The 26,612-nt window shown below is 60.9% G+C and carries 22 protein-coding genes and 1 pseudogene; 8 read left to right on the plus strand and 15 right to left on the minus strand.

Going from position 1 to position 26,612, the window contains the following annotated elements; genetic code table 11:
- Window positions 1-5: 5 nt before the first annotated feature.
- The 5 genes from OSC50_RS04295 to OSC50_RS04315 are packed head-to-tail and all read right to left on the minus strand — an operon-like array spanning window position 6 to window position 5,328.
- Window positions 6-1,001 carry an AAA family ATPase gene (locus tag OSC50_RS04295; protein WP_266246558.1) on the minus strand — a complete coding sequence of 332 codons (996 nt, stop codon included), beginning with the start codon at window positions 999-1,001 and terminating at the stop codon, window positions 6-8.
- Window positions 998-2,155, minus strand: coding sequence for a DUF4350 domain-containing protein (locus tag OSC50_RS04300; RefSeq protein WP_266246557.1), 1,158 nt, complete (start codon window positions 2,153-2,155; stop codon window positions 998-1,000). Before OSC50_RS04300 ends, OSC50_RS04295 begins: the two co-directional genes overlap by 4 nt.
- Window positions 2,152-3,672 (minus strand): DUF4129 domain-containing protein, encoded by a 1,521-nt coding sequence (locus OSC50_RS04305; protein ID WP_266246556.1) that lies wholly within the window; start codon window positions 3,670-3,672, stop codon window positions 2,152-2,154. The genes OSC50_RS04300 and OSC50_RS04305 overlap by 4 nt, the downstream gene beginning before the upstream one ends.
- Window positions 3,659-4,639: a stage II sporulation protein M gene (locus OSC50_RS04310; RefSeq protein WP_181079023.1), complete on the minus strand. Its 981-nt coding sequence runs from the start codon at window positions 4,637-4,639 to the stop codon at window positions 3,659-3,661. The genes OSC50_RS04305 and OSC50_RS04310 overlap by 14 nt, the downstream gene beginning before the upstream one ends.
- Window positions 4,636-5,328 carry an RDD family protein gene (locus tag OSC50_RS04315; protein ID WP_181079025.1) on the minus strand — a complete coding sequence of 231 codons (693 nt, stop codon included), beginning with the start codon at window positions 5,326-5,328 and terminating at the stop codon, window positions 4,636-4,638. The genes OSC50_RS04310 and OSC50_RS04315 overlap by 4 nt, the downstream gene beginning before the upstream one ends.
- 167 nt (window positions 5,329-5,495) lie before the next feature.
- Here OSC50_RS04315 and sbcB point away from each other — a divergent pair, with 167 nt between their 5' ends.
- Window positions 5,496-6,923: an exodeoxyribonuclease I gene (gene sbcB, locus OSC50_RS04320; protein WP_266246555.1), complete on the plus strand. Its 1,428-nt coding sequence runs from the start codon at window positions 5,496-5,498 to the stop codon at window positions 6,921-6,923.
- An 89-nt stretch (window positions 6,924-7,012) separates the two neighbouring features.
- Here sbcB and mvaT read toward each other — a convergent pair whose 3' ends face one another.
- Window positions 7,013-7,387, minus strand: a complete 375-nt coding sequence (mvaT, locus tag OSC50_RS04325; protein WP_181079029.1) for a histone-like nucleoid-structuring protein MvaT — start codon at window positions 7,385-7,387, stop codon at window positions 7,013-7,015.
- A 348-nt stretch (window positions 7,388-7,735) separates the two neighbouring features.
- Here mvaT and purU point away from each other — a divergent pair, with 348 nt between their 5' ends.
- Window positions 7,736-8,584, plus strand: coding sequence for a formyltetrahydrofolate deformylase (gene purU / locus OSC50_RS04330; RefSeq protein ID WP_181079031.1), 849 nt, complete (start codon window positions 7,736-7,738; stop codon window positions 8,582-8,584).
- 111 nt (window positions 8,585-8,695) lie between these two features.
- Here purU and gpgF read toward each other — a convergent pair whose 3' ends face one another.
- The 5 genes and pseudogenes from gpgF to OSC50_RS26110 form a co-directional block, all read right to left on the minus strand.
- Window positions 8,696-9,805: a glucosaminyl phosphatidylglycerol flippase gene (gene gpgF, locus OSC50_RS04335; RefSeq protein ID WP_266246554.1), complete on the minus strand. Its 1,110-nt coding sequence runs from the start codon at window positions 9,803-9,805 to the stop codon at window positions 8,696-8,698.
- Window positions 9,802-10,545 (minus strand): N-acetylglucosaminyl phosphatidylglycerol deacetylase, encoded by a 744-nt coding sequence (gpgD, locus tag OSC50_RS04340; RefSeq protein ID WP_266246553.1) that lies wholly within the window; start codon window positions 10,543-10,545, stop codon window positions 9,802-9,804. The genes gpgF and gpgD overlap by 4 nt, the downstream gene beginning before the upstream one ends.
- The gene (gpgS, locus tag OSC50_RS04345; protein WP_181079037.1) at window positions 10,538-11,659 is read right to left on the minus strand and encodes an N-acetylglucosaminyl phosphatidylglycerol synthase; all 1,122 of its coding nucleotides are present in this window, start codon (window positions 11,657-11,659) and stop codon (window positions 10,538-10,540) included. The genes gpgD and gpgS overlap by 8 nt, the downstream gene beginning before the upstream one ends.
- Window positions 11,660-11,782: 123 nt before the next feature.
- On the minus strand, window positions 11,783-12,547 hold the full coding sequence (locus OSC50_RS26105) for a methyl-accepting chemotaxis protein (protein ID WP_414704458.1): 765 nt from the start codon (window positions 12,545-12,547) through the stop codon (window positions 11,783-11,785).
- 93 nt (window positions 12,548-12,640) lie between these two features.
- A pseudogene (locus OSC50_RS26110) lies at window positions 12,641-13,675 on the minus strand (HAMP domain-containing protein); the annotation flags it as partial.
- A 202-nt stretch (window positions 13,676-13,877) separates the two neighbouring features.
- Here OSC50_RS26110 and OSC50_RS04355 point away from each other — a divergent pair.
- Entirely contained in the window at window positions 13,878-15,356 is a 1,479-nt protein-coding gene (locus OSC50_RS04355; RefSeq protein ID WP_266246551.1) for a helicase HerA-like domain-containing protein, read from the plus strand.
- Between the two features lie 4 nt (window positions 15,357-15,360).
- Here the strand turns inward: OSC50_RS04355 and OSC50_RS04360 are convergent, their stop codons facing one another.
- Window positions 15,361-15,816 (minus strand): DUF721 domain-containing protein, encoded by a 456-nt coding sequence (locus OSC50_RS04360; protein ID WP_266246550.1) that lies wholly within the window; start codon window positions 15,814-15,816, stop codon window positions 15,361-15,363.
- Between the two features lie 305 nt (window positions 15,817-16,121).
- On the opposite strand from OSC50_RS04360, the gene secA reads away from it, so the two are divergent.
- From secA to OSC50_RS04375, 3 genes are all read left to right on the plus strand, one after another.
- Complete coding sequence (gene secA / locus OSC50_RS04365) at window positions 16,122-18,857, plus strand: preprotein translocase subunit SecA (protein ID WP_181079044.1); 2,736 nt, start codon at window positions 16,122-16,124, stop codon at window positions 18,855-18,857.
- 124 nt (window positions 18,858-18,981) lie between these two features.
- On the plus strand, window positions 18,982-20,199 hold the full coding sequence (gene argJ, locus OSC50_RS04370) for a bifunctional glutamate N-acetyltransferase/amino-acid acetyltransferase ArgJ (RefSeq protein WP_181079046.1): 1,218 nt from the start codon (window positions 18,982-18,984) through the stop codon (window positions 20,197-20,199).
- A gap of 19 nt (window positions 20,200-20,218) precedes the next feature.
- On the plus strand, window positions 20,219-21,163 hold the full coding sequence (locus tag OSC50_RS04375) for a Nudix family hydrolase (RefSeq protein WP_181079048.1): 945 nt from the start codon (window positions 20,219-20,221) through the stop codon (window positions 21,161-21,163).
- A gap of 117 nt (window positions 21,164-21,280) precedes the next feature.
- Here the strand turns inward: OSC50_RS04375 and OSC50_RS04380 are convergent, their stop codons facing one another.
- Genes OSC50_RS04380 through OSC50_RS04390 form a run of 3 tightly spaced genes read right to left on the minus strand, consistent with a single transcriptional unit; the run spans window position 21,281 to window position 24,862 of the window.
- Entirely contained in the window at window positions 21,281-21,859 is a 579-nt protein-coding gene (locus tag OSC50_RS04380) for a cob(I)yrinic acid a,c-diamide adenosyltransferase (protein WP_253509155.1), read from the minus strand.
- Window positions 21,860-21,861: 2 nt separating this feature from the next.
- Window positions 21,862-23,898, minus strand: a complete 2,037-nt coding sequence (locus OSC50_RS04385; RefSeq protein ID WP_181079052.1) for a sensor histidine kinase — start codon at window positions 23,896-23,898, stop codon at window positions 21,862-21,864.
- A gap of 46 nt (window positions 23,899-23,944) precedes the next feature.
- Window positions 23,945-24,862, minus strand: coding sequence for a putative 2-dehydropantoate 2-reductase (locus tag OSC50_RS04390; RefSeq protein WP_181079054.1), 918 nt, complete (start codon window positions 24,860-24,862; stop codon window positions 23,945-23,947).
- A gap of 123 nt (window positions 24,863-24,985) precedes the next feature.
- On the opposite strand from OSC50_RS04390, the gene OSC50_RS04395 reads away from it, so the two are divergent.
- Together OSC50_RS04395 and OSC50_RS04400 are read left to right on the plus strand one after the other, a co-directional pair.
- A complete protein-coding gene (locus tag OSC50_RS04395) occupies window positions 24,986-25,471 on the plus strand; it encodes a YajQ family cyclic di-GMP-binding protein (RefSeq protein WP_034100192.1) in 486 nt (161 codons plus the stop codon).
- Between the two features lie 120 nt (window positions 25,472-25,591).
- On the plus strand, window positions 25,592-26,434 hold the full coding sequence (locus OSC50_RS04400; RefSeq protein WP_181079058.1) for a mechanosensitive ion channel family protein: 843 nt from the start codon (window positions 25,592-25,594) through the stop codon (window positions 26,432-26,434).
- The last annotated feature ends 178 nt before the right edge of the window (window positions 26,435-26,612 follow it).

Genomic DNA, 26,612 nt, shown 5'->3' on the forward strand with positions numbered 1-26,612 from the left:
GCGATTCATTGCCGCGGAGCCGAGATCTGGTCGAGCATCTGCTTGAGTACCTGGTCGACCTCCAGCCCATCGATGTCCAGCTCGGGGGCGATTCGTACACGGTGGCGAAGGACCGCCAGGGCACACCCCTTGATGTCATCCGGGGTGACGAACGCACCTGCGCGCAACAAGGCGCGGGCGCGGGCGCCCCGTACCAGTGCGATGGACGCGCGTGGGCCGGCACCGATGGCCAATCCTGGCCAGCTGCGAGTGGCACGCGCCAGGCGCACGGCGTAGTCGAGCACTTGCTCGTCCAGGGGCAGTTCGCTGGCGATCTGTTGCAGTTGCAGCACATCCTCGGCCTGCAGCACGGTGCGCAGTGGTTGCACATCCAGCATGTCGGCGCGTGACGAGCGAGTGACTTCGCGCACCATTTCCAGTTCCTGCCGGGCGTCGGGGTAGTCCATGCGCACCTTGAGCATGAAGCGGTCCAGTTCGGCTTCCGGCAGCGGGTAGGTGCCTTCCTGTTCGATAGGGTTCTGGGTGGCCAGTACCATGAACGGCTGGCCGATGGGCAGCGCTTCGCCTTCAAGTGTCACTTGTCGCTCCTGCATGGCTTCGAGCAGGGCCGCCTGGGTCTTGGCCGGGGCGCGGTTGATTTCGTCAGCCAGTAACAGATGGGTGAAGACCGGGCCCTTGCGCAGCTTGAACTGTTCGGTATGCAGGTCATACACGGCGTGACCGGTGACGTCGCTGGGCATCAGATCCGGGGTGAACTGGATGCGTGCGAAATCGCCGTCGAAGCAGCGCGCCAATGCCCGCACCAGCAAGGTCTTGCCCAGGCCGGGCACGCCTTCGAGCAAGACGTGGCCACCGGCTATCAGGGCGGTGAGGACATCATCAATGACCTGATCCTGCCCAATGACGGCCTTGCGCAGTTCAGCGCGCAAGGCTTGGGCCTGCTGGCTGGCGCGTTGCAGGGTTTCGCCGGTCAGGGCAGGGGCGCTTTGAAATTCGCTCATAGTGCATTCCTGAGGGTTTGCAGGCATGCCACCTGCCGGCTGAAGTCGGCGCTGGATAGCCGTTTCTGCGGGAGTGGGCCGAGGGCCTGGCTGATGACGTGAGAGGGTTGATGCGTCAGATGCTCGAGCACCTGCCATTGTTCTGCTGTGTCGAGGTGTTCGAAGCCGGGATGGCGACGCCTGGCGGCGCGCAGGATATCGCGCTGCAGCGCGTGCAGCAGCGTGCCCTGGCCGCTGCGGCGCAGCAGGAAGTCTGCGCTGGCTTTCAAGTGTTCCTGCAATTGCCGTCGAGCCTTGGGCGCAGGTGCCTGGATCGGGCCCTGGCGCATGCCGGCATGCCACAGTGCCAGCGCGATCAGGGCGATAAGCGCGACTATCGCCTGGGGAAAATAGCGCAACAGCAGGCTGAACAGATCATCCACGTCACTGCTGAACAACAGCGTCACGCCGGTACCCTGGGTCAGGTACCACAGCAGCCAGGCATTGTCGTGCTTGCCGATATCGCGGTTCTTCCACAGCTCGCTGTCGGTTATCACCGTCACTCGGCCTTGCCCGAGGTTGAGTTGCATCAGGTGACTTGACCTGGCGCTGTTGGCCGAGAATTGCGCCAGGTGCTGCGGGTCGGTGAGGTTGAAGTCGGTGTCGAAGCTGAAATAGGCCGGAGCGGTTTCATTGTCGACATACAGCCTGGTCAGGTCCGGTGTTTTCTTCTTGCGGGCGGGCGCGGGCTCTGCGGATTCGTCGCTCAACGCTTGGTGGATTGCCAGGCGGTCGAGTAACAGGTCGCCACTTTTACCGGCCTCTTCATCCCATAGCGCCTCCGCCACCACCAGCAGATGGCCGCCGGACTTGGCCCAGTCCAGCAGTTGCGCCACCTGGCGTGGCGACATGTTGCTACGTTCATTGAACAGCAGCAGGCTAGTGCCCTGGGGTGGCAACGTGGCCACGCGGTCGAGGCTGAAGGCGTGCTCCACCGCCAGGCCTTGCAGGCGCAGAAACTGCTCGGCCGCCAGATAAGGGTTGGCCTGGGCCTCGGGGGAGGGCCCATGGTCTACCACTTCTTCGTAAGGGATTGCTTTGCTCCAGACGAAGAATCCACACGCTGTGAGCAAAGACACCAGCAATAGCCCAGCCCATGCCAAGGGTCGGTTCATGGGGCGCTCCCTGAGCTGAACAGGGCACGCCAGTCGCCACATAATTTCTGCTGGGCCGAGGCTGGCGGAAGGGTGTGGCCGTAGGCAAGGTTTTGCCAATGCCGGGTCAGTTCATCACTGAAGGCCAGCAGTTGCGGTTGCGCCAGTTGATGAACGCGTTCAAGAACCTGACCTTCGGTATCGGCGCTTTTAAGCGGCAGATTGAAGTCATGCAGCAACCGGCTCAGAAGCCCTCGGTACAGCAGGCCAAGAGCTTCCCGGGGCTGGGTGGCCCAGAGCTGTTCGGCGGTGCTGGCAATATCTGCCGGCAAGGTCTGCGTGCCCAATTCCAGCCCGAACAATTGCGTGGGCGCCGGTTGGATGGCCTTGGGGCGAGCGGGGGGACGCCGGCTGACAAAGGTGCGCAGCCAGTCCCGATAGCGCCATGCAAGCAGGGCCAGCCCGCCGATCAAAAGCCCCCATAACAGGACTTCCAGGCCTTGGGCGATGTGCTTGAAGGTATTGCTGTTGAGGTTGTCCAACAGCGCCTGCAGCCACGCCGGCAGCTTGCTGTCGCCGCGAGCCTTGCTCTTTACAGCGGGTTTTTCCTCGCCAAATCGATAACGGGTAACGGTCTCCGGGTTTTTGAACGGAGGCTTGTCCAGCAGCGCTTTGATCGATTGGCTTGCGCCCTGCGTACTCAGCGGCTTGGGCTGATCGGCCATGGCGGGCCGATTGACGGGCAGCACAGTCAGCCCCACAACCAGTATCAACAGCGTCGCCACCGTACTCAGGCGTTGGCGCAGGCGGCGGAATACCAGTTCCAGGTCCCAGGCCTCCAGCACGGTACGACGATTGAGGTAAAGGCTGAAACCACAGGCCACGTAGATGGGCTCCCAGAACACCAGGATCAGGGCATAAAACGCATTGCTCAGGTGCTCCAGCCACAGCCCTTCGGACTGGCTCGCCAGTACCAGGCGCTGCCAGTCCCACCCTTGCTCGACGTTCTGCGGAATAAAGAGATAGAACAGCGCCATGCAACCGAACCACAGCCCGATTTCCAGGTGTACTCCGACGGTCGTCAACCAGCGTGCGGCGCCCGCGTCGCGTTGTTGCAGCACGCCCAGGCGCTTTTGCCGCGCCTGCCCATCCAGGCCTTCCAACTGGCTCACCGGCATGACGAAGCTGCGGCTGAGGCTGAGCCGGCGCCAGGTCAGGCTTGCCAGCAGTTGACCCTTGAGCAGGCGCGGCCACTGGCGTACGGCTTGCTTGAGGCTGGGCACCTCCCCGAACAGTGCCTTGGACAAGATATACAAAGGCAATCGATCAAAGGCAGGCTTTAACCACCAGAACACGCATACGGCAACGGACGGATACTTCCACAGCGCGGCACTGAGCAGGATGAACACCGGCAGCGTGACCAGTGCCCAACTGAGGGTCAGCAGTCGGCGGTGTTCCCTGGCCATGAGTACGCCAAGGTCCATGGCTTCCCAGGCCGTACGGGGGCGGATTGCCACGCTGGCATCACTCAGGCGCATGAGGTGTCCTTCCGGCAAACGTCAGGTATGCCGCCACCAGCAGCCAGAGTACTGCGCCCACCAGGTATTTGACCCATGCAGCGATGACCGTGGTGGAAGACCAGTAGGCTTCGATAAACGCTGCGATCAGCAGGAAAACCATCACACCGCACAAAAGTTGCACACTTTTATGCGCCGCACGCCTCAGGGACTCGCCACGCGTCAACTGCCCCGGGGAGATCAACGCCCAGCCCAGTTGCAAGCCGGCGGCACCGGCAAGGGCAATGGCTGTCAACTCGAACGCTCCGTGGCCGATGACGAATGACCAGAAAGTTTGCCCGTAGCCGATTTCGGTCAGGTGCCCGGATACCGCACCGATGATCAACCCGTTGAAAATCAGGAAGAACACGCTGCCCAGGCCGAACAGCAAACCGGCGGCGAATGTCTGGAAGGCGATGCCGATGTTATGCATCACGTAATAGCCGAACATCATCCAGTCCTCACTCGATGCGCGTTCGGCGGCGCGTCCCAGGCGGCTGGCGTCGGGGTCGTACATGGCCTGCATCTCGGCCACCTGCTGGGGGCTTACGATGCTGTAGATCAGTTCGGGAAAAAGGTAGACCAGCAACGCAATGCCCAACAGGCTGCCGAAGAACAGCAGGCTGGCGACCGCTGCGAACCGCCATTGCTCCCGCACCAGGCGTGGAAAACCGGCCAGGATGAAACCCAATACGTTCGCCGCCAGTTGGCTGCGATGGCGATAAAGTTGCTGGTGGCCGCGCAGGGCCAGTTGTTGCAATGGGTCTACCAGGTAACTGCTGTAGCCGCGTTCCTGTGCCAGCGCCAGATGCTGGCAAAGACGCCGGTATTGATGGGGGAAGTCAGCAACATCATCGGCCTTGGCCGTGCCTTGTTCCAGCTGCCTGAGCTGTTCGGCGAAGGCTTGCCATTCGGGCTGGTGACGGCTTTCGAACTGGCTCTGCTTCATGTTGGCCCCAGCAGGCCGCGGGCCAGACCGTTGAGTTGTTGAGCCGCGCGGGCAGGGGAGACTTGCAAGGGAGCCGCCAGGATTGCCGCCAGTTCATGCACGCGCTCCGTGGACAATTCGCCCTGGCGTTCCGCGAAACCCAGGATGGCGCGCTGTTCGCTCAGGTCCAGTGCAAAAGGCAAGCGCAGGGCCGCCGCCTGAGGAACCTGGGGGCGTGCGAGGGGGCGTTCGCGGTAGACCACGAGCGTACCGGCGGCAAGGTCGCCCAGGCGTTTGAAATGGGGATGCTGTAGGCAACTGATGGCACCGAGAAAGTAGCCGAAAGGGAGCATATCGACAAAGCGCAGCAGGTTGCGGATCAGTGAGGACGACCAGCCGATCGGCGTGCCGTCGTCCTGCACCACGCGCAACCCCATGACCTGTTTGCCCGGTGAGCAGCCTTGGTTGAGTACTTCGAACAACACCATGTACCACCAACTGACCAGGAACAGCAGCAGCGCGCCAAGGCCTAGACCAACGTTGCCCAGCAGCGCCAGCGGTGCCATGAGCACGCCCATGATGATGGCGCGGGCCAACAGGTCGAACGCGAAGGCCAGTACCCGTGGCACCAGGCCAGCGGGACGCAGCGGCAGGTCAATGCCCTCAGGAGTTTCGATCTGATAGCGGGTATCCAATGGGGCTGATGGCATCGCGATCCTTGGCAGTGCGGAACGGCTGGAAGACACGGATGCTAGCAGTGTCGGCGCTGGAAGCAACCATTGAAGATTTTGCTGGATATTTGTACAGGTGATTTGGCGCTGGCCCCGGATGCCGTTCCGCGCCTAGACTTTGCCGATCTTCAGCACAGGAACAGCTCGTGACCTCCATTTTCTGGTACGACTATGAAACGACCGGCATCAACCCGCGCAGCGATCGCCCTCTTCAGGTAGCTGGCATTCGTACCGATCTCGAACTCAACGAAATCGGCACCCCGGTCAACCTCTACTGCCAGCCTGCCGACGATATCCTGCCTCACCCCGCCGCCTGTGCGATTACCGGCATCACCCCGGCGACCCTGGCCGAAAAAGGCCTGGCCGAAGCCGATTTCATGACGCGCGTGCATGCCGAGCTGGCGGCCCCTGGCACGTGCGGCGCCGGCTACAACACGCTGCGATTCGATGACGAAATGACGCGCTACAGTTTGTATCGCAATTTTTTTGACCCGTACGCCCGAGAGTGGCAAGGCGGCAACAGCCGTTGGGACCTGATTGATGTGGTACGCACCGCTTACGCGCTGCGCCCGCAGGGTATCCAGTGGCCGCAGCAGGACGGGCGCGTCACGCTCAAGCTGGAACGCCTGACAGCGGCCAATGGTATCGACCATGGCCAGGCCCACGATGCATTGTCCGATGTGCGCGCGACAATTGCCCTGGCCCGGTTGGTTCGCGAGAAACAGCCCAAGCTCTACGAGTGGCTGTTTCAACTGCGCAGCAAACAGCGGGTAATGGACCAGGTGCGCCTGCTGCAACCCATGGTGCATATCTCCGGGCGTTTTTCCGCCGAACGCCATTACCTGGGCGTTGTACTGCCGCTGGCCTGGCACCCGCGCAACCGCAATGCGCTGATTGTCTGCGACCTTGGGCTGGACCCGCAGGGCTTGCTTGACACAGATGCCGAGACCTTGCGCCGGCGCCTCTATACACGCCGCGATGACTTGGCTGACGGGGAGCTGGCGGTGCCGCTCAAGCTGGTGCATATCAACCGCTGCCCGGTGGTTGCGCCCTTGAACGTGCTGAGGGCCGAAGACCGTGAGCGCCTGCATTTGGACATGGCGCTGTTGCAGGCGCGGGCGCTGCGGCTAACTGACGCACAGCAAGTGTGGCGCGATAAGTTGGCCATCATTTATGCCGAGGAAGATTTTGCAGCGAGTGTGGACCCCGAACAGCAGCTCTATGACGGCTTTATCGGCGACCGTGATAGACGCTTGTGCGAACAAGTCCGCTTGGCGGAACCTGCGCAATTAGCACGCCAGCAGTGGCCTTTTGATGATGAACGTTTACCTGAACTATTGTTTCGCTACCGTGCACGTAACTTCCCCGATACGTTGAACAGCGAGGAGCTACAACGCTGGAAACTTTTCTGTCAGCAACGTTTGTCGGACCCTCAATGGGGTGCACCGAATACCTTTGAATCATTTAAGCAGGCCCGGCAGGAATTAACGCTTAGTGCGACACCGTTTCAGCTGCAGGTACTGGCACACTGGCAGGACTATGTTGACGCTTTAGCGACGCGTATGACCCTGTAATCGAATATTCAGAATAGAGCGAGCAATAAAAAACGCCAGCAAGCTGGCGTTTTTAATGTGTCGCGTATCAGGCGCGGGCCTGGTCAAGCTTAGCCCAGCAGGGTCGACCAGCTTTCAACCACATCGCCGCCCCACTTGGCTTTCCACTCTTTCAGGGTTTTGTGATTGCCACCTTTGGTTTCAATCACTTCGCCGTTGTGCGGGTTCTTGTACTGCTTGACCTTGCGAGCACGCTTGGTGCCGGTAGTTTTCACAGCGCCGCGAGGTGCTTTAACTTTCGACTCTGGATCCAGCAGCGCGATGATGTCACGCAGGGACTTGGAGTACTCACCCATCAGGGTGCGCAATTTGCCTTCGAATTCCAGCTCGGTTTTCAGCTTGTCGTCTTGCGACAGATTCTTCAAACGGGCTTGCAGCTCTTTGATAGCTTCTTCGGTGGCACGGTATTCGTTGATCAGGGACATGTGGACTACCTTATGTAGAGCGCTGATTGACAGGGATAGTGGCCCAATAATAGTCAGGCGGTTTGCCCAAGTAAACATTTAAGAATGCAATTATGTGAATTACGTTGAATGTTTTTAGAAAAGCGCTGCAAACGAGTTAATTACAACGACGTAGCGAGAAACATCATCTGCGTGAATTTTATCGAGACGCCTGCGATAAAACCGCTGATTGATATAAGCAGGTAAAACCTTAGGCTCCTAAGGGGCAAGGCCGGGGCCGGCGAGCGGAATAAGCGTTAACGAATACTGCAGTTTTGCTGCGCAATCGCTAGAATGGCGGCCTTTGCGAAGTTCTGGAGTTCCCCCCTAATGCGCACTTTTCGGCTGGTGATTGCTTGCCCGGACCGGGTCGGCATCGTTGCCAAAGTCAGTAACTTTCTGGCCTCCCACAATGGTTGGATCACCGAGGCGAGCCATCACTCGGACAACCTCAGCGGTTGGTTCTTCATGCGTCACGAAATCCGTGCCGATACGCTGCCCTTTGGTCTTGAGGCGTTCCGCGAGGCGTTTGCGCCGATCGCTGAAGAGTTCTCCATGACCTGGCAGATCACCGATACCGAGCAGAAAAAACGCGTGGTATTGATGGCCAGCCGCGAGTCCCACTGCCTGGCGGACCTGCTGCACCGCTGGCACAGCGATGAACTGGACTGCGAAATTGCCTGTGTGATTTCCAACCATGACGACCTGCGCAGCATGGTCGAGTGGCATGGCATTCCTTACTATCATGTGCCGGTCAATCCGCAGGACAAGGAGCCGGCATTCGCCGAGGTGTCGCGCCTGGTCAAGCACCATGAGGCCGACGTGGTCGTCCTGGCGCGCTACATGCAGATCCTGCCACCGGAGCTGTGCCGCGAGTACGCCGGCAAAGTCATTAATATTCACCACAGCTTCCTGCCGTCGTTCGTCGGTGCCAAGCCTTACCACCAGGCTTCCCTGCGTGGCGTGAAGCTGATCGGCGCGACGTGTCACTACGTCACCGAGGAATTGGACGCCGGTCCGATCATCGAGCAGGACGTGGTTCGCGTCAGCCATAGCGACAGCATTGAAGACATGGTGCGTTTCGGCCGTGATGTGGAAAAGATGGTGCTGGCGCGTGGCCTGCGTTACCACCTGGAAGACCGCGTCCTGGTGCACGGCAACAAAACGGTTGTGTTCTGATCCAAGCCCGAGGGCCCGGGGTGGTAATCGCCATGGGCCCTTTCTCACCTGCCTGCCATGGAGCATCGAGCATGAGCGACCCATTGGAAAAAGCCACGTCCAAGGCGCCCGCTACTGTGGGCGAGGGGTGTCTGAGTCGCTATGACCCGGATGCGCTGGACGCCGAGGATGGTACTGACTTTCCGGGCGCGGCCCGGTTGTGGGAACAGTTGCAGGCACCGGACGCGCCGCCGGCGCCTTCTGAAAAAGACGCTTGAGCAGCGGCTTGCCGACCATGAGCAAAAACACCGGCCCACCGGCCACCAGATAGAAGTAATAGGTCACCGCGCGCCAGATCAGAATCGCCGCTGCAGCGGTAGATTTGCCCACCATTGGCGCCAGCAATGCCGCTGACGTCAGTTCTGCGGCGCCCGCCCCGCCCGGCAACAGGCTGAATTGCCCCGCCGTGAGCGAGAGCATCTGGATCAAAAAACTCCAGGCCCAACGCACATCCCCACCCAACCCGCGCAATGCCAGGTAGAGCACGCTGTAGCGTAGGAGCCAATGCAGACTTGTCAGCGCAAACACGCCGATCAGAGTCAGCCAGGGCAATTTCAGCGTGTCGGAAAATGCCGCGATAAAATGCAGCAATCGGCGCGCCCAACGTCGGCGAGTGCTGGCACTGACGCGCAGGTACTTGAGCAATCGTCCCGTCAGGCGTATCACCCGGCGGTGCGAACGCACCAGCAACAGGCCGCTGCATAACCCGCCCAGCATCGTCGCCGCGCTCAACCCCAACAGCCATTCCAGGCGCGGATTGAGCGTGTGAAACACAGCCCACACGGCGATCCCCGTCAGGGCGCACAGAAAGAACAACAGGTCACTCAACTGATCCATGGCAAATACCGCACTGCCATGAGCCGGACGTATACCGTTGCGTGCCAGCAGGGCCATCAGGGTAAGCGGGCCGCCGCTGCCGGCAGGCGTGGCGCACAGCGCAAACTCGGTGGACATCACCACGCCGAGACTGCCCAGACGACTGAGCCGGCTCCTGTGCTCGCCCAGCAACAGGCGCAGACGCAGGCTGTTGATGATCCAGCATGCAATGATCATGGCAAGCATCAGCCACAAAAACAGGGGTGGGAATTGCAGCAGGCGTGTGGCGGTCTCGCTGCCGCCGAGCCATACCGGAATCGCCAGGGCGACCAGCAATGCCAGCAGCATCCAGAGCAGGCGGCTCATGCCTGGGACGCCAGCCAGGCCATTTTAGTCATTGGCGTACGGCCGGCCTCCAACAGGCGCCGCAGGGTTTGCAGCCAATAGTGGCGGGAGAATTCATGGCGCATATCCACCGGGTGCAGCCCCAGGCGAATGACCGGGGCGGTTCGCCACTGCCGTTCGCGCCGATCGCTGAGGACTTTGGACACGCCGCGACGCCAGGGGCTGCGGGCGCTCCAGACCAGGCCCGGGGCATCCACAGCGGTGAAGTCGGGAAGCCGGTAAAGATGCTGCGGGTCGCTGGTGTAGGAGAGCGGCAGTTGGCGCAAGGCATCCCGGGTGCCTTGGCTCATCAGCCAGGCCGGGGCGACAAAACCGTGCAACGGCCAGTCATTGCGCCGGAATACCTCGACACCCTGGTGCAAGCGTTGCAGTGCCTGGTCCTGGGACAGTTGGTAGAACTCGCCCTCATGGGTGTAGAGGCGGCGCATAAACCAATCTTTGGGCGTGCGCGGCGCGGGTTGGTCATCGCTGTGGTAGTAGCCGTGCAGTACCAGTTCATCGCCACATGTCACGCGGATGTCGAGCAAACGACGAAACTCAGCGTGATCGCCGAGAGCACCGCCATGATGGAAGTCCGGCACTACCAGCCATGTGATGGGGACCCCGCCCAAGGCGTCCACCGCTTCGACAAAAGGGCGGTAGTCGACCCAGGTTTGTGGAGCCACATCGTGCAATACCAGCACTACCGAGCGCTCAGCCATGGGCAAGCATCGGGCTGTGGGTGCCGAGCACCGCGTGGTAATGCCCGAGCAGGCTGTCGACCACGGTGTCCCAGGCGTAATGCTGTTCAACATGGCGCCGGGCCTGTGCGCCAAGGCGAACAGGGTCACGGTCGAACAACGTACGCACCGCTTCGGCCATCGCCCTCGGATCGTTGGGCGTGCACAGCTGGCCGCATTGCTCGTGCACTATTTCCGTGAAGGCACCGGCGGCCACGGCAACGACCGGTATGGCGCAGGCCATGGCTTCAAGGATGACCAGCCCGAAGGTCTCCTGGTCGCCGCCATGCAGCAGGGCATCGGCACTGGCCATCAGGCGCGCCACCTGCGCGGCGGGCTGGAAACCATCGACCACGGTGACGTTGTCCGGCACGTTGGCGGGCATGCCGGAGCCCACCAGCAGCAGGTGATAGCGCTCGCCCAGGCGCTTCATGCATTTAAGCAGCACCGGCAGGTTTTTTTCCTTGGAGCCGCGGCCGGCGAAGATCAGCAGCCGCGTGTCTTGGTCGATCCCCAGTTCAGCGCGAAGCCCCGGGTCGCGTGCATCCGGGTTGAACGTGTGCAAATCCACGCCCAGCGGCTGGACGAAGACGTTCTTTACCCCAAGCCCGGTAAGCTTATCGGCCATCACCTGGCTGGGTGCCAGGACCCGATCAAAATTCCCATAGAGTTTGCTGACATAGGCTTCAACGTTCGGCGTAAACCACGGGCCCATGCGGTTGCTCACCAACAGCGGTAGGTCGGAATGATAAAAGCCGATAACAGGCACATCCAGCGAGCGCCTGGCATCCAGCGCGGCCCAGGCGGTCAGGTAAGGGTCGCCTACCTCGATCAGATCAGGCTGTAAATCGTGCAGGACATTTCGCCATGGTGCCAGCCGCAGTGGGAACCGATAACCCTTGCCAAAGGGCAGGGCGGGTGCAGGCACCTTGTACACGCCGTCCTGTTCGCTCAAGTGCGCGCCGGGAATCAACAGGCTATGGCGAATGCCGGGCTTGAGCGCCAGGCGCCGGTGTTTCGCATCCAGGTAAGTGCGTACGCCGCCACTGGCCGGGGCGTAGAACATGGTTATGTCAGCGATATGCACGATGAACATCCCTCCTTTCCAAGCTCTCCTTTACGTGGACCTTAGGCAAGGATAGATGTTCGGTCGGGATGCGAGGGCACTGTGCGAGTGGAGGGGAGCGGGCCGGCCAGCCCCCCTACGCGCTGTGTTCTGTCAGATGCGGAAGCTGCCCACCAGTTGCTTCAGGCGTGCGGCCTGTTGCTCCAGGTCGGCGCAGGCGCGCAGTGTCGACTGCAGGTTTTCTACGCCTTCCTGGTTGAGGGTGTTGATCTCGATGATGTCCATGTTGATCGACTCCACCACCGAGGTCTGTTCCTCGGTAGCGGTGGCGACCGACTGGTTCATGCCGTCGATCTCGCCGATACGCTGGGTCACGCTGTTGAGGCGCTCGCCGGCCAGGTTGGCGATTTCCACGCTGTCATGGCTGTGGCGCTGGCTCTCGCTCATGGTGCTTACCGAGTCGCGCGCGCCAACCTGCAGTTCTTCGATCATGGTCTGCACCTGCTGCGCCGACTCCTGGGTGCGGTGGGCCAGGTTGCGCACTTCGTCGGCCACCACTGCAAACCCGCGCCCGGCCTCGCCGGCACGGGCCGCTTCGATAGCCGCGTTGAGCGCCAGCAGGTTGGTCTGCTGGGAAATACTGGTGATCACTTCCAGAATCTGGCCAATATTCACGGTTTTGCTGTTAAGTGCTTCGATATTGCTGCTCGATGCGCTGATCATCTTGGAAAGATCGGTCATGGCCTTGATATTGCGTTCCACCACCTGCTGCCCGTCCTCGGCCAACTGTCGCGCGTCGCTGGCTTGATTGGATGCCTGCGCCGCGTTACGGGCGATTTCCTGTGCCGCGGCGCCCAGTTGATTGATCGCGGCGGCCACGCTGTTGGTGCGATTGGCTTGTTCGTCGGAATTGACCATCGACGAGTTGGAGGCGCTGACAACCCGCAGCGCCACTTCATTGACGTGTTCGGTCGCCGAGGACACTTCGCGAATGGATGTGTGAATCCGCTCCACGAAGCGGTTGAAGGCGTTACCGAGGGTGCCGAACTCATCGTGGTTTTGAATGGTCAGGCGGCGCGTCAGGTCGCCCTCGCCGTCGGCGATGTCCTGCATCGCACGGGTCATCAGGTGCAGCGGTTGCAGCAGCACGCGGATCAGCATGCCCAGCAGGGCGATAATGATGACCACCGCAATGATCGTGGCGATTACCGCAGAGGTGCGGAATTCGCTGAGCATGGCGAAAGATTTGTCTTTATCTACCGAAATACCCAAGTACCACTTCACCGACGGCAAGCCTTTGATAGGGGTGAAGGTGACGATATTGTCTTTGCCGTTGGCTTGAACTTCGCTGAAATCGCCGCTGATCTTCGGTGTGTTTTTCGGATACACATCGGCCAGGGTCTTCATTACCAGGGTTTTGTCCGGGTGCACCAACACCTTACCGTCGGCGCTGACCAGGAAGGCATAGCCCATGCCGCCGAAGTCCAGCGCGCCGATGGTGTCCACCAGGGTCTGCAGGCTCAGGTCGCCGCCGACCACGCCGATGCTTTGGCTGCCCTTGCTGCTGGGGGTGGCGATGGAAATGATCAATTGCCCGGTGGCCGCGTCGATATAAGGCTCGGTCAGGGTTGAACCGTTGCTGCTTTGCGCGCCCTTGTACCAGGGGCGCACACGCGGGTCGAAGCCCTCCGGCATCTTGTTGGTGTCGGGGCGGATGGTGAACGCGCCCTGGCTGTCGCCCACGTAGGTGGCCATGAAGGATGACGTCAGCGCTTTTTGTTCCAGCAGGCTGGCGACCACAGTCGGTTGCGGATTGATCGCGATGTTCTGGGCGGCGTTTTCTACCAGGGCAATCCGGCCGGACAGCCAGGTTTGAATATTGCCGGCGGTGACATCGCCCATTTCATGCAGGTAGTTATTCAGATCGTCGCGAATGGCGTTGCGCTGCAAATAGTCGTTATACAGCGTGAATAACGCAAAGGCGGCGATGACGATAAGGGAGGCTGCAAGCAGGATTTTGTGGCTGAAACGCAGATTTTTATTCATGGCTTGTAGGGTCCGCTAAGGTCTTAATATCCAAAGCGCGTCCTTGTAGGATGCGCGAAATGACAGTGCGAAAAAAGGTGTGCTATTTGTAGTCGCAGTTCCGTGGTCCCTGTGGGAACTATCTGACCTATTTTTCGACTTTATGGGTCTCACTCTGTCTGTATCGACCTTGGCGCATTAAAGATTAACCATGGGTGACGAAATGCCTGATTCCACGCAACTCCTTATCGGCGCAGACCTTGCCGGCGAGCCTATCGCCCAGGCCATGCGCCTGGCCAATCGTCACGGGCTGATTGCCGGCGCTACCGGCACGGGCAAGACCGTCACGCTGCAACGTCTGGCCGAGGCATTCAGTGATGCTGGCGTGGCGGTGTTCGCCGCGGACATCAAGGGCGACCTGTGCGGCCTGGGCGCGGCGGCCACCCCTCAAGGCAAAGTGGCCGAGCGTATCGCCGGCATGCCCTTCCTTAATTACACCGCCAAGGCTTATCCGGTAACGCTGTGGGATATTCACGGCCAGTCCGGTCATCCGTTGCGCACCACCATCAGCGAGATGGGCCCATTGTTGCTCGGCAGCCTGCTGGAACTGACCGACAGCCAGCAATCGGCGCTGTACGCCGCCTTCAAAGTGGCGGACCGCGAAGGCTTGCTGCTGCTGGATCTGAAGGACCTCAAGGCATTGCTCAACCACCTGCACTATCACCCGCAGTTGTTGGGCGAGGATGCCGCACTGCTGACCACCGGCTCCAGTCAGGCCTTGCTCAGGCGTCTGGCGGTGCTGGAACAGCAGGGCGCCGAAGCGTTATTCGGCGAACCGGCGTTACAGCTTGAGGATATCCTGCAGCCCAACGCGGACGGGCGCGGACGCATCCATCTGCTGGACGCCAGCCGCCTGGTGCATGAGGCGCCAAAGGTTTATGCAACGTTCCTGTTATGGCTGCTGGCCGAATTGTTCGAGCAACTGCCGGAGCGCGGCGACGCGGAAAAACCGCTGCTGGCGTTGTTTTTTGATGAGGCACATTTGTTATTCGCCGATACGCCCAAGGCTTTGCAAGAGCGCCTGGAGCAGGTGGTGCGGTTGATTCGCTCCAAGGGTGTCGGGGTGTATTTCGTCACGCAATCTCCGGGCGATCTGCCCGACAACGTCCTGGCCCAGCTGGGCCTGCGCATTCAGCATGGCCTGCGGGCGTTCACCACCAAAGAGCAGAAGTCCCTGCGGGCGGTCGCGGAGGGGTTCCGGCCCAACCCGGCATTTGATGCCTTGTCGGTATTGACCGAACTGGGCACCGGTGAGGCGTTAGTAGGAACACTGCAGGAAAAAGGCACGCCGGAAGTCGTCCAACGCGTGTTGGTAGCACCGCCGCAATCGCGCATAGGGCCGCTCAGCCAGACGGAGCGCGCGGCATTGGTGGCGGCTTCGCCGCTGCAGGGGCGCTATGAAAAACCGATTGATCGGGAGTCGGCCTACGAAGTGCTGATGGCGCGCAAGGCCTTAGGCCCGACTGAAGAAACCGCGTCGACCGCCGAAGAGCCGAGCTTCACCGACCGGGCCGGGGCGTTTCTCGGGACGGCAGCGGGCAAGGCACTCAAATCAGCCATGCAGCAAGCGGCCAATCAGATGGGGCGGCAACTGGTGCGCGGGCTGCTTGGCTCATTGCTGGGGGGCAGCAAGCGCAAATAGGCGCTCAGGCTTTGGGCCGCGCGTGTGCGGCCAGCCGCTCGAGCGCCGTGCGCAACACCGGATCGCGGATGCCGTCGGCCGTGGCTTGAATGGTTTCGGCGGCGTTCGTCGACAGGTCCAGCGTATGTCCGGCAGTGCCTGGGTGAACCGTTGGCGGCTGTACCTTGAACTGGATACGCGTGAGGTTGGCGAACTCATCGAACGCCATTAATTGGCGCAGCAGGCGTTTGTGCTGATAGCGCAGGCGGGTGGCCCAGTGGCCGTCGGTGACAATCAGCAGCAAGTTGCCTTCGCGCCACGAGGCTACATGGCAATGCTCGCGCGCCGCCGGTTGCAGCTGGCTTTCGAGCAGACGCTGCAAATGACCCAGGCGCTGCGCATGACCAAAGATCGCTCGCAACGGCTTGGCTTCGCGAAGCAACACGCCGGGCGCGCGGGCGGTAACAGGGCGAAATGCCATGATCGGACACCTTAAGTAACAGAGCCGCCATGTTAGCAGAAAGCGTCGGCCCGCCCTCAGGGCTTGCATCAACGGCAGTTTGCTTGTGAAATCAATTGTTAACTTCTGCCCTTCATGGGTTGAAGTTCGCGCAAAAGCCCTTATTTTAAACGAGCCCTCTCACCGCCCCATGCCTGCATCGGGGAACAACGCCACTTTCCTCACCCACGATTCCGGGTAGAATGCGCGTTCGCATGCGGCCGTGAGGGCTGCTCGGGCCACTGACGGTGCGCCCTCCATCCCTATGTGTGGAAGAACCTGCCGATATGTTTGCGCCTTTGTTAAAGAAACTTTTTGGAAGCAAGAATGAGCGCGAAGTCAAACGCATGCTCAAGACGGTGCAGCTGGTCAATGCCTTCGAAGAGCAGATGGTTGCCCTTTCGGACGAGCAATTGCGCGCCAAGACCCAAGAGTTCAAGGCCCGCATAGCCAAAGGTGAAACCCTCGACAAACTGCTGCCAGAAGCCTTTGCGGTAGCCCGTGAAGCCGGTAAGCGCGTCATGGGCATGCGCCACTTCGACGTGCAGTTGATCGGTGGCATGACCTTGCATGAAGGCATGATCGCTGAAATGCGTACCGGTGAAGGCAAGACCCTGGTAGCGACCCTGGGCGTTTATCTCAACGCGCTGTCCGGCAAGGGCGTGCACGTTGTAACGGTGAACGACTACCTGGCTCGCCGGGACGCCAACTGGATGCGCCCGCTGTATGAATTCCTCGGCCTGACCGTCGGCGTTGTGACCCCGTTCCAGCCGCCGGAAGAGAAACGCGCCGCCTACGCCGCCGACATCACCTACGGCACCAACAACGAATTCGGTTTCGACTACCTGCGCGACAACATGGCGTTCAGCATGGAAGAAAAATTCCAGCGTGAACTCAACTTTGCCGTGATCGACGAAGTCGACTCCATCCTCATCGACGAAGCCCGTACCCCGCTGATCATCTCCGGCCAGGCTGAAGACAGCTCGCGCCTGTACACCGAGATCAACAAGTTGATCCCGCGCCTGGAGCAGCACATCGAAGAAGTGGAAGGCGTGGTGACCAAAGAAGGTCACTTCACCATCGACGAGAAGACCCGCCAGGTCGAGCTCAACGAAGCCGGTCACCAGTTCGTCGAAGACATGCTGACCCAGATCGGCCTGCTGGCCGAAGGCGAGAGCCTGTACTCGGCGCATAACCTGGGCCTGCTGACCCACGTCTATGCCGGCCTGCGTGCCCACAAGCTGTTCCACCGCAACGTGGAGTACATCGTGCAGGACGGCCAGGTGGTACTGGTTGACGAACACACCGGCCGTACCATGCCGGGCCGTCGTCTGTCCGAAGGCCTGCACCAGGCGATCGAAGCCAAGGAAATGCTCAACATCCAGGCGGAAAGCCAGACGTTGGCGTCCACCACGTTCCAGAACTACTTCCGTCTGTACAACAAGCTGTCCGGCATGACCGGTACGGCGGACACCGAAGCGTTCGAATTCCACCAGATCTACGGTCTGTCGGTGGTGGTTATCCCGCCGAACAAACCACTGGCGCGTAAGGACTACAACGACCTGGTGTTCCTGACCGCCGAAGAGAAATACGCGGCGATCATCAACGACATCAAGGACGGCATGGCCAAGGGCCGCCCGATCCTGGTGGGTACCGCCACCATCGAGACTTCCGAGCATGTGTCCAACCTGCTCAACAAGGAAGGCATCGAGCACAAGGTACTCAACGCCAAGTTCCACGAAAAAGAAGCCGAGATCATCGCCCAGGCCGGTCGCCCAGGCGCGCTGACCATCGCCACCAACATGGCCGGTCGTGGTACCGACATCCTTCTGGGCGGCAACTGGGAAGTGGAAGTCGCGTCCCTGGACAACCCGACGCCTGAGCAGATCGCCCAGATCAAGGCTGACTGGCAGAAGCGTCACCAGGCGGTGCTGGAGTCCGGCGGCCTGCAGGTGATCGCGTCCGAACGTCATGAATCGCGCCGTATCGACAACCAGTTGCGTGGTCGCGCCGGTCGTCAGGGTGACGCCGGTTCCAGCCGCTTCTACCTGTCCCTGGAAGACAGCCTGATGCGCATCTTCGCCTCGGATCGGGTGAAGAACTTCATGAAAGCCTTGGGCATGCAGTCCGGTGAAGCGATCGAGCACCGCATGGTGACCAACGCCATCGAGAAGGCCCAGCGCAAGGTTGAAGGCCGCAACTTCGATATCCGTAAGCAACTGCTCGAGTTCGACGACGTCAACAACGAACAGCGTAAAGTGATCTATCACATGCGTAACACGTTGCTGGCCGCTGACAACATCGGTGAGACCATCGCCGACTTCCGTCAGGACGTGCTCAACGCCACCGTCAGCGCGCACATTCCGCCACAATCGCTGCCTGAGCAGTGGGATGTGGCCGGCCTGGAAGCCGCGCTGAAGAGCGATTTCGGCGTTGACCTGCCGGTCCAGCAGTGGCTCGACGAAGACGACCACCTGTACGAAGAAACCCTGCGCGAAAAACTGATGGCCGAACTGCTGGCCGCGTACAACGAGAAAGAAGAGCAGGCGAGTGCCGAAGCCCTGCGCACCTTCGAGAAGCAAATCGTACTGCGCGTGCTGGACGACCTGTGGAAAGACCACCTGTCGACCATGGACCACCTGCGTCACGGTATCCACCTGCGTGGCTACGCCCAGAAGAATCCGAAGCAGGAGTACAAGCGCGAGTCGTTCACGCTGTTCTCCGAGTTGCTGGATTCGATCAAGCGCGATTCGATCCGCGTGTTGTCCCACGTCCAGGTGCGTCGCGAAGACCCGATCGAGGAAGAAGCTCGCCTGCGCCAGGAGGCCGAAGCGCTGGCCGCACGCATGCAGTTCCAGCACGACGAAGCGCCGGGCCTGGATCAGCCGGAAGCACTGGGCGAAGAGGTCGATGTGGCCTTGGCGCAAACACCGGTTCGCAATGACCAGAAACTGGGCCGCAACGAGCTGTGCTATTGCGGTTCAGGCAAGAAATTCAAACACTGCCACGGCCAGATCGAATAAGATTTTCGCCTGACGCTGCAACACCCCGCGCCGCGACCGGCCTTTGCCGTCGCGGCGTTTTGCCATTAATTCCCACCGTCGATAGCGACGGCACAGACATCATCTCATTTTAAGGAGCGCATTCATGGCTGTTGGTCTTGGTCCTTTGCCCACATTGCACCCGGTTGCCGGTTTTGAACTCGGCATCGCTTCGGCCGGTATCAAGCGCCCAGGCCGCAAGGATGTGGTGGTGATGCGCTGTGCCGAAGGCTCGACCGTAGCGGGCGTATTCACCCTCAATGCCTTTTGCGCCGCGCCGGTGATCCTGGCCAAGCAACGCGTTGCCGGGCCGATTCGCTACCTGCTGACCAACACCGGCAATGCCAACGCCGGCACTGGCGAGCCGGGCCTGGTGGCTGCCGCGCGAACCTGCGCCAAACTGGCTCAGCTGGCCGGCGTGGACGCCAGCCAGGTGCTGCCGTACTCCACCGGTGTGATCGGCGAGCCACTGCCGGTGGACAAAATCGAAGGCGCCCTGCAGGCCGCGCTGGATGATCTGTCTGTGGATAACTGGGCCGCGGCCGCCACCGGCATCATGACCACCGATACTCTGCCCAAAGGCGCCAGCCGTCAGTTCGTGCACGACGGCGTGACCGTGACCGTGACCGGCATCAGCAAGGGCGCGGGCATGATCCGTCCGAACATGGCGACCATGCTGGGCTACATCGCCACCGACGCCAAGGTGTCGCGCAGCGTGCTGCAGAACCTGATGCTGGACGGCGCCAACAAGTCGTTCAACCGCATCACCATCGATGGTGACACTTCAACCAACGATTGCTGCATGCTGATCGCCACCGGCCAGGCTGACCTGCCGGAGATCACCGAGGCCAGCGGCGCTTATTTCGCCGCTCTCAAGCAAGCGGTGTTTGAGGTATGCATGGAGGTGGCCCAAGCCATCGTGCGTGACGGCGAAGGCGCTACCAAGTTCGTCACCGTGCAAGTCAACGGCGGCGCAAACCACCAGGAATGCCTGGATGTCGGCTACACCGTGGCCCATTCGCCGCTGATCAAGACCGCGCTGTTCGCCTCGGACCCGAACTGGGGCCGTATCCTGGCCGCTGTCGGGCGTGCCGGAGTACCGGACCTGGACGTGAGCAAGATCGATGTGTTCCTCGGTCAAGTGTGCATTGCCAGCCGTGGCGCCCGCGCCGAAAGCTACACCGAAGCCCAGGGCTCGGCGGTGATGCAGCAGGAAGAAATTACGATCCGCATCGAGCTGGGTCGCGGCGATTGCAGCGAAACCATCTGGACCACCGATTTGTCCCACGAGTACGTGAAGATCAATGCGGAATACCGCACCTGATAGCCGGAGGAAACGCACGGTGAAACGAGTGCATGTAGCAGCAGCGGTGATTCGCGGTGGCGACGGCAGGATCCTGCTGGCGCGCCGCGCCGACACCCAACACCAGGGCGGCCTCTGGGAGTTTCCCGGGGGCAAGGTGGAGGCCGATGAGTCGGTCGCTGCCGCGTTGTCCCGCGAGTTGCAGGAGGAGCTGGGCATCCAGGTCACCACGGCGCGACCGCTGATCAACGTGCGGCATGACTACCCGGATAAACAGGTGTTATTGGATGTCTGGGAGGTTTCGGCCTTCACCGGTGAGCCCCACGGCGCCGAAGGGCAACCGTTGCAATGGGTGGCGCCGCGAGATCTGTCCAACTATGAGTTCCCGGCGGCCAATGCGCCGATTGTGGCTGCCGCGCGCTTGCCGGCCGAGTACCTGATCACGCCCGGGGACCTGGACGCTGCGCCGCTGTTGCGCGGTCTTCAGAAAGCCATTGCGGGTGGGATCAAACTGGTGCAGTTGCGCGCGCCCAACGGTTACGACCCCAAATACCGCGACCTGGCGGTGGATGCGGTGGGGCTGTGCGCCGGCAAGGCACACTTGATGCTCAAAGGGCCGTTCGAGTGGCTCGGGGATTTTCCTTCCGCCGGTTGGCATATGACCTCGGCCCAACTGCGCAAGTACGCCAGCAAGGGCCGTCCGTTGCCGAAGGATCGCTGGTTGGCGGCTTCGTGCCACAGCGCCGAAGAACTGGCGTTGGCCGAATTGATGGACGTGGATTTTGTCACCCTGTCACCGGTGCAGCCCACGCAGACACATCCCGACGCGCAGCCGTTGGGTTGGGAGCAGGCGTCGGAGTTGATCCACGGGTTTAACAAGCCGGTATTTTTGCTGGGTGGGGTCGGGCCTGCGGAGCGGGAGCGAGCTTGGGAAACCGGTGCCCAGGGTGTGGCGGGTATCAGGGCGTTCTGGCCGCAGGTTTGAGGTTGCTCTGGCGGGCCTTATCGGGGGCAAGCCCCCTCCCACATTGGAATGTATTCACAGATCAAAGGTGGGAGGGGGCTTGCCCCCGATTGGGCCCTCCCAGTCACCGAGTCATGATCAGTGGGGCTTCGCCGCAGCCTGCCATAAAACCTCCGCGACACCCTGGCGCCTGGCGATCACCCGCGCCGCCACAAACAGCAAATCCGATAGACGATTGATATACGCCAACCCCACACCTTCCAGCGGCTCGACAGCATTCAGGTGCTGACAGCGTCGCTCGGCACTGCGCGCCAGGCTGCGGCACACATGGGCCTGGGCAATCAGCGCAGAGCCGCCCGGCAGGATGAAATTCTCCAGCGGCCCGACTTCCTCGTTCCAGCGATCGATGGCCGCTTCCAGGCGATCCACTTCCGCCGCATTCAGCGCCTTGTACACCGGCATCGCCAACTCGCCACCCAGGTCGAACAGTCGGTGCTGGCACGGCGCGAGCACTTCGATCACATCATTGAGCGCCGGGTGCTGCCCACTCTGTTCTTCAAGGCCAGCCAGCAGTAAGCCAAGTTGACTGTTCAGCGCGTCGACCTCGCCAATGGCTTCCACGCGAGGGTGGTCCTTGGGCACGCGGCGGCCGTCGCCCAGGCCGGTTTCGCCTGTGTCGCCGGTACGGGTGTAGATTTTCGACAGGCGAAAGCCCATGGTCAGTGCTCCAGTTGGGTCAGTTCGTGGGCCGGCAATTGGCTGCCGGCCAAGGGGAGGCGCAGGGTAAAGCAGGTGCCTTGGCCAAGGGTGGAATGCACTTCCATCTGGCCTTTGTGATTGTTGGTGATGATGAAGTACGACACCGACAAGCCGAGTCCGGTGCCCTGGCCGATTTCCTTGGTAGTGAAGAACGGCTCGAAGGTACGTTTGCGCACGCTTTCGCTCATGCCAATGCCGTTGTCCTCCACCTGGATTTCGGCCCAGGGCGGATTCAGGCGAGTGCGCAGGATAATGCGCCCAGGCTCGCGATCGTCTTCACGCAAGTGGATGGCTTGCGCCGCATTCTTCAGCAGGTTGAGCAGCACCTGTTCCAGTTCGTTCGCGGTGCCGGGCACCGGGCCCAGTTGCGGGTCGAACTGGCGGATGATTGCCTGGCCTTTGAAGTCAAAGCCGATGGCCAGGTCGAAGTCGTTGCCGGCGATTTCCACCGCTTGATCGATCAGTGCCGGTAAGTCGCAAGGCGCCATCTGCCGGTTGCTGCGCCGGCTGAAGCTGAGCATATGGGTAACGATCTTCGCCGCCCGCGCCCCGGCTTGCTGGATGCCATCGAGCAATTGCGGCACTTCGCGGCTTTGCAGGTAACGGTTGACCATGGCCAGTTCGATGCCTGCCTGTTCGGCGTGTTCCAGGTTCTTGGGCAAGTCGGGAGACAGACGGCGCCGGATGTTCTGCACGTTATGCAGGATCGCCCCCAGGGGGTTGTTGATCTCGTGGGCCATACCGGCGGCAAGCCCGCCGACGGAAAGCATTTTTTCCGACTGCACCATCATCTCTTCAAGGGACAGGCGCTGGGTGATGTCATCGATACGGATCACCACGCCACGTCCGGCGCCGCCGCTCAGTGGATAGAACGTCAGGGCGTAATGCTTGGGCTCGTCGTCCTTGATCCAGGTCACCCGCTCGATGCGCTCCACGGTGTGTTGCTCCACCGTGGCCTTGATCTGCGGCAGGTATGGTTTGAGCGGTTGGAAGGCCAGGTAGATCGGCTGGTTCAAGGCTTCATCCAGGCGCGTACCGGAAAGCGCGCTGGCTTCCTGGTTCCACTGGGTGACGTAGAGCTGTTCGTCCAGGGCAATCAATGCCGAGGGCATCGAGTCGATGATGCTGTTGAGGTAGTTCTGGAACCCGGTGAGCTTTTTCTCGATCTTGCTGCGCACCTGGACTTCCAGTTCCAGTTTGCGGTTGGTATGGCGCGTCTCTTCGGCCAGGCCCTGGGCCTGGTCATAGGCGGCCTGGGAGTCGTCACGTGCGCGCTTGAGTTGCTGTTCGCGCGCTTCGATGCGCGAGAGCATGGTGTTGAACGCTTCGGCCAGGCTGCCGATTTCATCGCGATTGCCACGGCCGGCGCGCAGGGCGTAATTCTCTTCCCGAGTCACTTGTCGCGACAGTTCTTCCAGCTCGTGGATCGGTTTAGTGATCAGGCGTTTGATCTGCCTGGCGATCACCAGCCACAGCAGCACACTGAAAATCAGGATGCCCAGGCTGGCCGTCAGCGTGCCGGTATAAAACGCTACCGGCAGTTCGCTGCTGGCCACTAGCAGCAGATGCCCGGAGGGCTGCCCCGGACGGGGCAAGGTGATCACCTGGTTGCTGCGAAACTCGGTAACGCGCCAGGCTTCAATATGCCGGTAGTTGTCCGGCAGGTGCAGGCGATCACCGTGCTGCATCTGCGCCAGGCGGTTGCCTTCACTGTCGTACAGGGCGGCGGCGCGCAAAGGCGAATAACTGGTCAGTTCATTGAGCAAGGCATCGGCCTTGGCGGGAGAGTCCAGTGCCTCGGCGGCCAGCGCCGGGTTGGACACCAGTCGCCCGATGGCCTGCAGTGCCTGAGGCGCCATGCTTTCCTGGGAGATCCAGTAAGCGGCGCTGATAAAGGTCAGGTTGGCCACCAGCAGGACGGTGGTCAGCAGCACCAGCAGGGCCGCCAGCAGTTTCTGCCCGACCGGTAGGTTTTCTAGACGCTGGCGCAGCGGCATCAGGGTTTTCCCAGGAGAGAGACAGGCGGGCAGGGTAGCGCGTGGTTCAGTCGCGGGGCAATCCGCGCGCGAGCAGCTCGTCGACCAGGCGCACTTGCAACTGTTGCAAATGGGGCAGGTTCAATTGGTGACGAGTTGCCGCGTGGCAAGCATAGCCCAGCAGATAGCTGATTTCGGTGCGCCGGGCGTTGGCTACGTCCTGGTACATGGAGGAGTAATTGGCGGCGGTGGCGTGGATCACCCGTTCCACTTCGTCCTGTAGATCCAGCGCAGCGGCAGGCTGGCCGCAGCATTCCAGCAGCTCGCTCAGTTCCGCGCACAGCGTCGCGACTTCACAGTGATGGTCTTGCAGACCGCCATTGCGGCATTGATACAGCACGGTCAGCGGGTTGATTGCGCAATTGAGCGCCAGCTTGCGCCACAGGCGCGTCAGGATATCGGTGCTCCAGGCGTGGGGGATGCCGGCGGCGTGCAGGTCATCCAGCCACAAGGGCGGCGTTGGATGGGCCGCGTCCCCCAGCCAGGTATAGCCATGGCCGGCGAACACCACGCGCCAGTCGCCCTCGCGGAAGGCGCCCTCGGTGCTGGAAGCAAACAGGCAACGGGCCTGGGGTAGCTGCGCCGCCACGGCGTCCTGGCTGCCCAGGCCATTCTGCAACAGGATCAGCTCGACATTCGGTACCAGGCGCTGCTGCAACTGCGCGATTGCTGCTTCAGCGTCGTAGGCTTTGCACGCCACGAGCAGGCGATGAATCGGTTCCTGGCTATCGGGTGTTTCGCCAATCACGGGGTAGGTCCGCGTTTCGCCGTGCTCCACCAAGGTCAGTCCACCCGCCGACTGATAGCTGGCCAGGCGTGTCTGGTTGCGCAGGATCAACCTGACCGGCAAGCCGGCGCGCGCCAGCCGTGCAGCCCACAATGTGCCCAGGCTGCCGGCGCCGAGAATATGCCAGGTGGTCGACATCAGTTTGTACTCCGCAGGGTCGCTCACAGTGAATGGGACGAAAGAACCGCTATAATGCCCCGGCATTTTAGCTCGGGCGCGCTCCATCTCTACTGAGCCCGCCCCTTATATTGGAGAAATCACATGCCTTCGTTCGACGTGGTATCTGAACTGGACAAACACGAAGTCACCAACGCCGTCGAGAACGCCGTCAAGGAACTGGACCGTCGCTATGACCTGAAAGGCAAGGGCAGCTTCGAATTCAAGGAAAAGGAACTGACCGTCAACCTGACCGCTGAAGCCGATTTCCAGCTGGAAGCGATGATCGAGATCCTCAAGCTGTCACTCGTCAAGCGCAAGATCGACGCGCAATGCCTGGAAATCAAGGACGCGTACGCCTCCGGCAAGCTGATGAAGCAGGAAGTTATCCTCAAAGAGGGGATCGACAAAGAGCTGGCGAAGAAAATCGTCGCGCATATCAAGGACGCCAAGCTCAAAGTCCAGGCCGCCATCCAGGGCGAGCAGGTACGTGTCACTGGTAAGAAGCGTGACGACCTGCAAGAGGCCATCGCGGCCCTGCGCGCTAAGTCTTTCGATATGCCGCTGCAGTTCAATAACTTCCGCGACTGATCGCCCCAGGGAACCCGAGGGCGTTTTTGACGTCCCACGCCCCAACAATTGCGCCTACTCTTGAGCCCTACGGGGCTCAATTGCTTTAAGCGCCGACCGTCCATACACAGGAGAAAAGAAATGGACTTGAACGCTGAAGTGGATCACTTGATCAAGACCTCCCAGTCCTGGATCCCGATGATCATGGAATACGGCAGCCGGGTTTTGCTCGCCGTCATCACCCTGGCCATCGGCTGGTGGCTGATCAACAAGTTGACCCATCGTGTGGGCCGTCTGCTGGCGATACGCAACGCAGACCTGGCGTTGCAGCATTTCATCACCAGCCTGGCGAACATCATCCTCAAGATCATGCTGGCGATCAGTGTGGCGTCGATGATCGGCGTCGAAACCACATCGTTCGTGGCTGCGATCGCGGGCGCAGGCCTGGCCATCGGCCTGGCGTTGCAAGGCAGCCTGGCGAACTTTGCCGGTGGGGTGCTGATTCTGCTGTTCCGCCCGTTCCGTATCGGCGACTGGATCGAAGCCCAGGGCACCTCGGGCACCGTCGACAGCATTCAGATTTTCCACACGGTGCTGCGTACGGGCGACAACAAGACCGTCATTGTGCCGAACGGCATCCTGTCCAACGGCATCATCACCAATACCAACCGTCAGCCAACCCGCAAGGTGGTGTTCGACGTCGGTGTGGACTATGAAGCCGACCTGCAGAAAGCCCGCGACGTGCTGCTGGAGCTGGCCAAGGACCCACGTGTACTGGAAGATCCCGCCGCCGTGGCCGTGGTTTCGACCTTGGGCGATAGCTCGATCACCGTTTCGCTGCGCTGCTGGACCAAGACGGCGGATTATTGGGACGTGATGTTTATGCTCAATGAATTCGCACGTGACCGTTTGAAAGCGGCGGGGATTGATATTCCATTTCCGCAGCGGGTTATTCGTGTGATGCAGGAAGCAGCGCCGAAGTAATAAAAGAGCCAACGTTTAACTTGGCCATTCGGTCAGGTTAAACGTGTCACCTTAATCTCGTTAGTTAGCTTGCTAGTTATTTTCTGAAGTAATAATTTTGCAATAAAAAAGCCGGCCCTCTGGAAACAGAAGGCCGGCTTTCTATTTTAAGGCCGAGGCCTTAAGTCATCGTTGTAAT

The sequence above is a fragment of the Pseudomonas quebecensis genome (genome assembly GCF_026410085.1).
In the GTDB taxonomy this organism is placed as follows: Bacteria; Pseudomonadota; Gammaproteobacteria; order Pseudomonadales; family Pseudomonadaceae; genus Aquipseudomonas; species Aquipseudomonas quebecensis.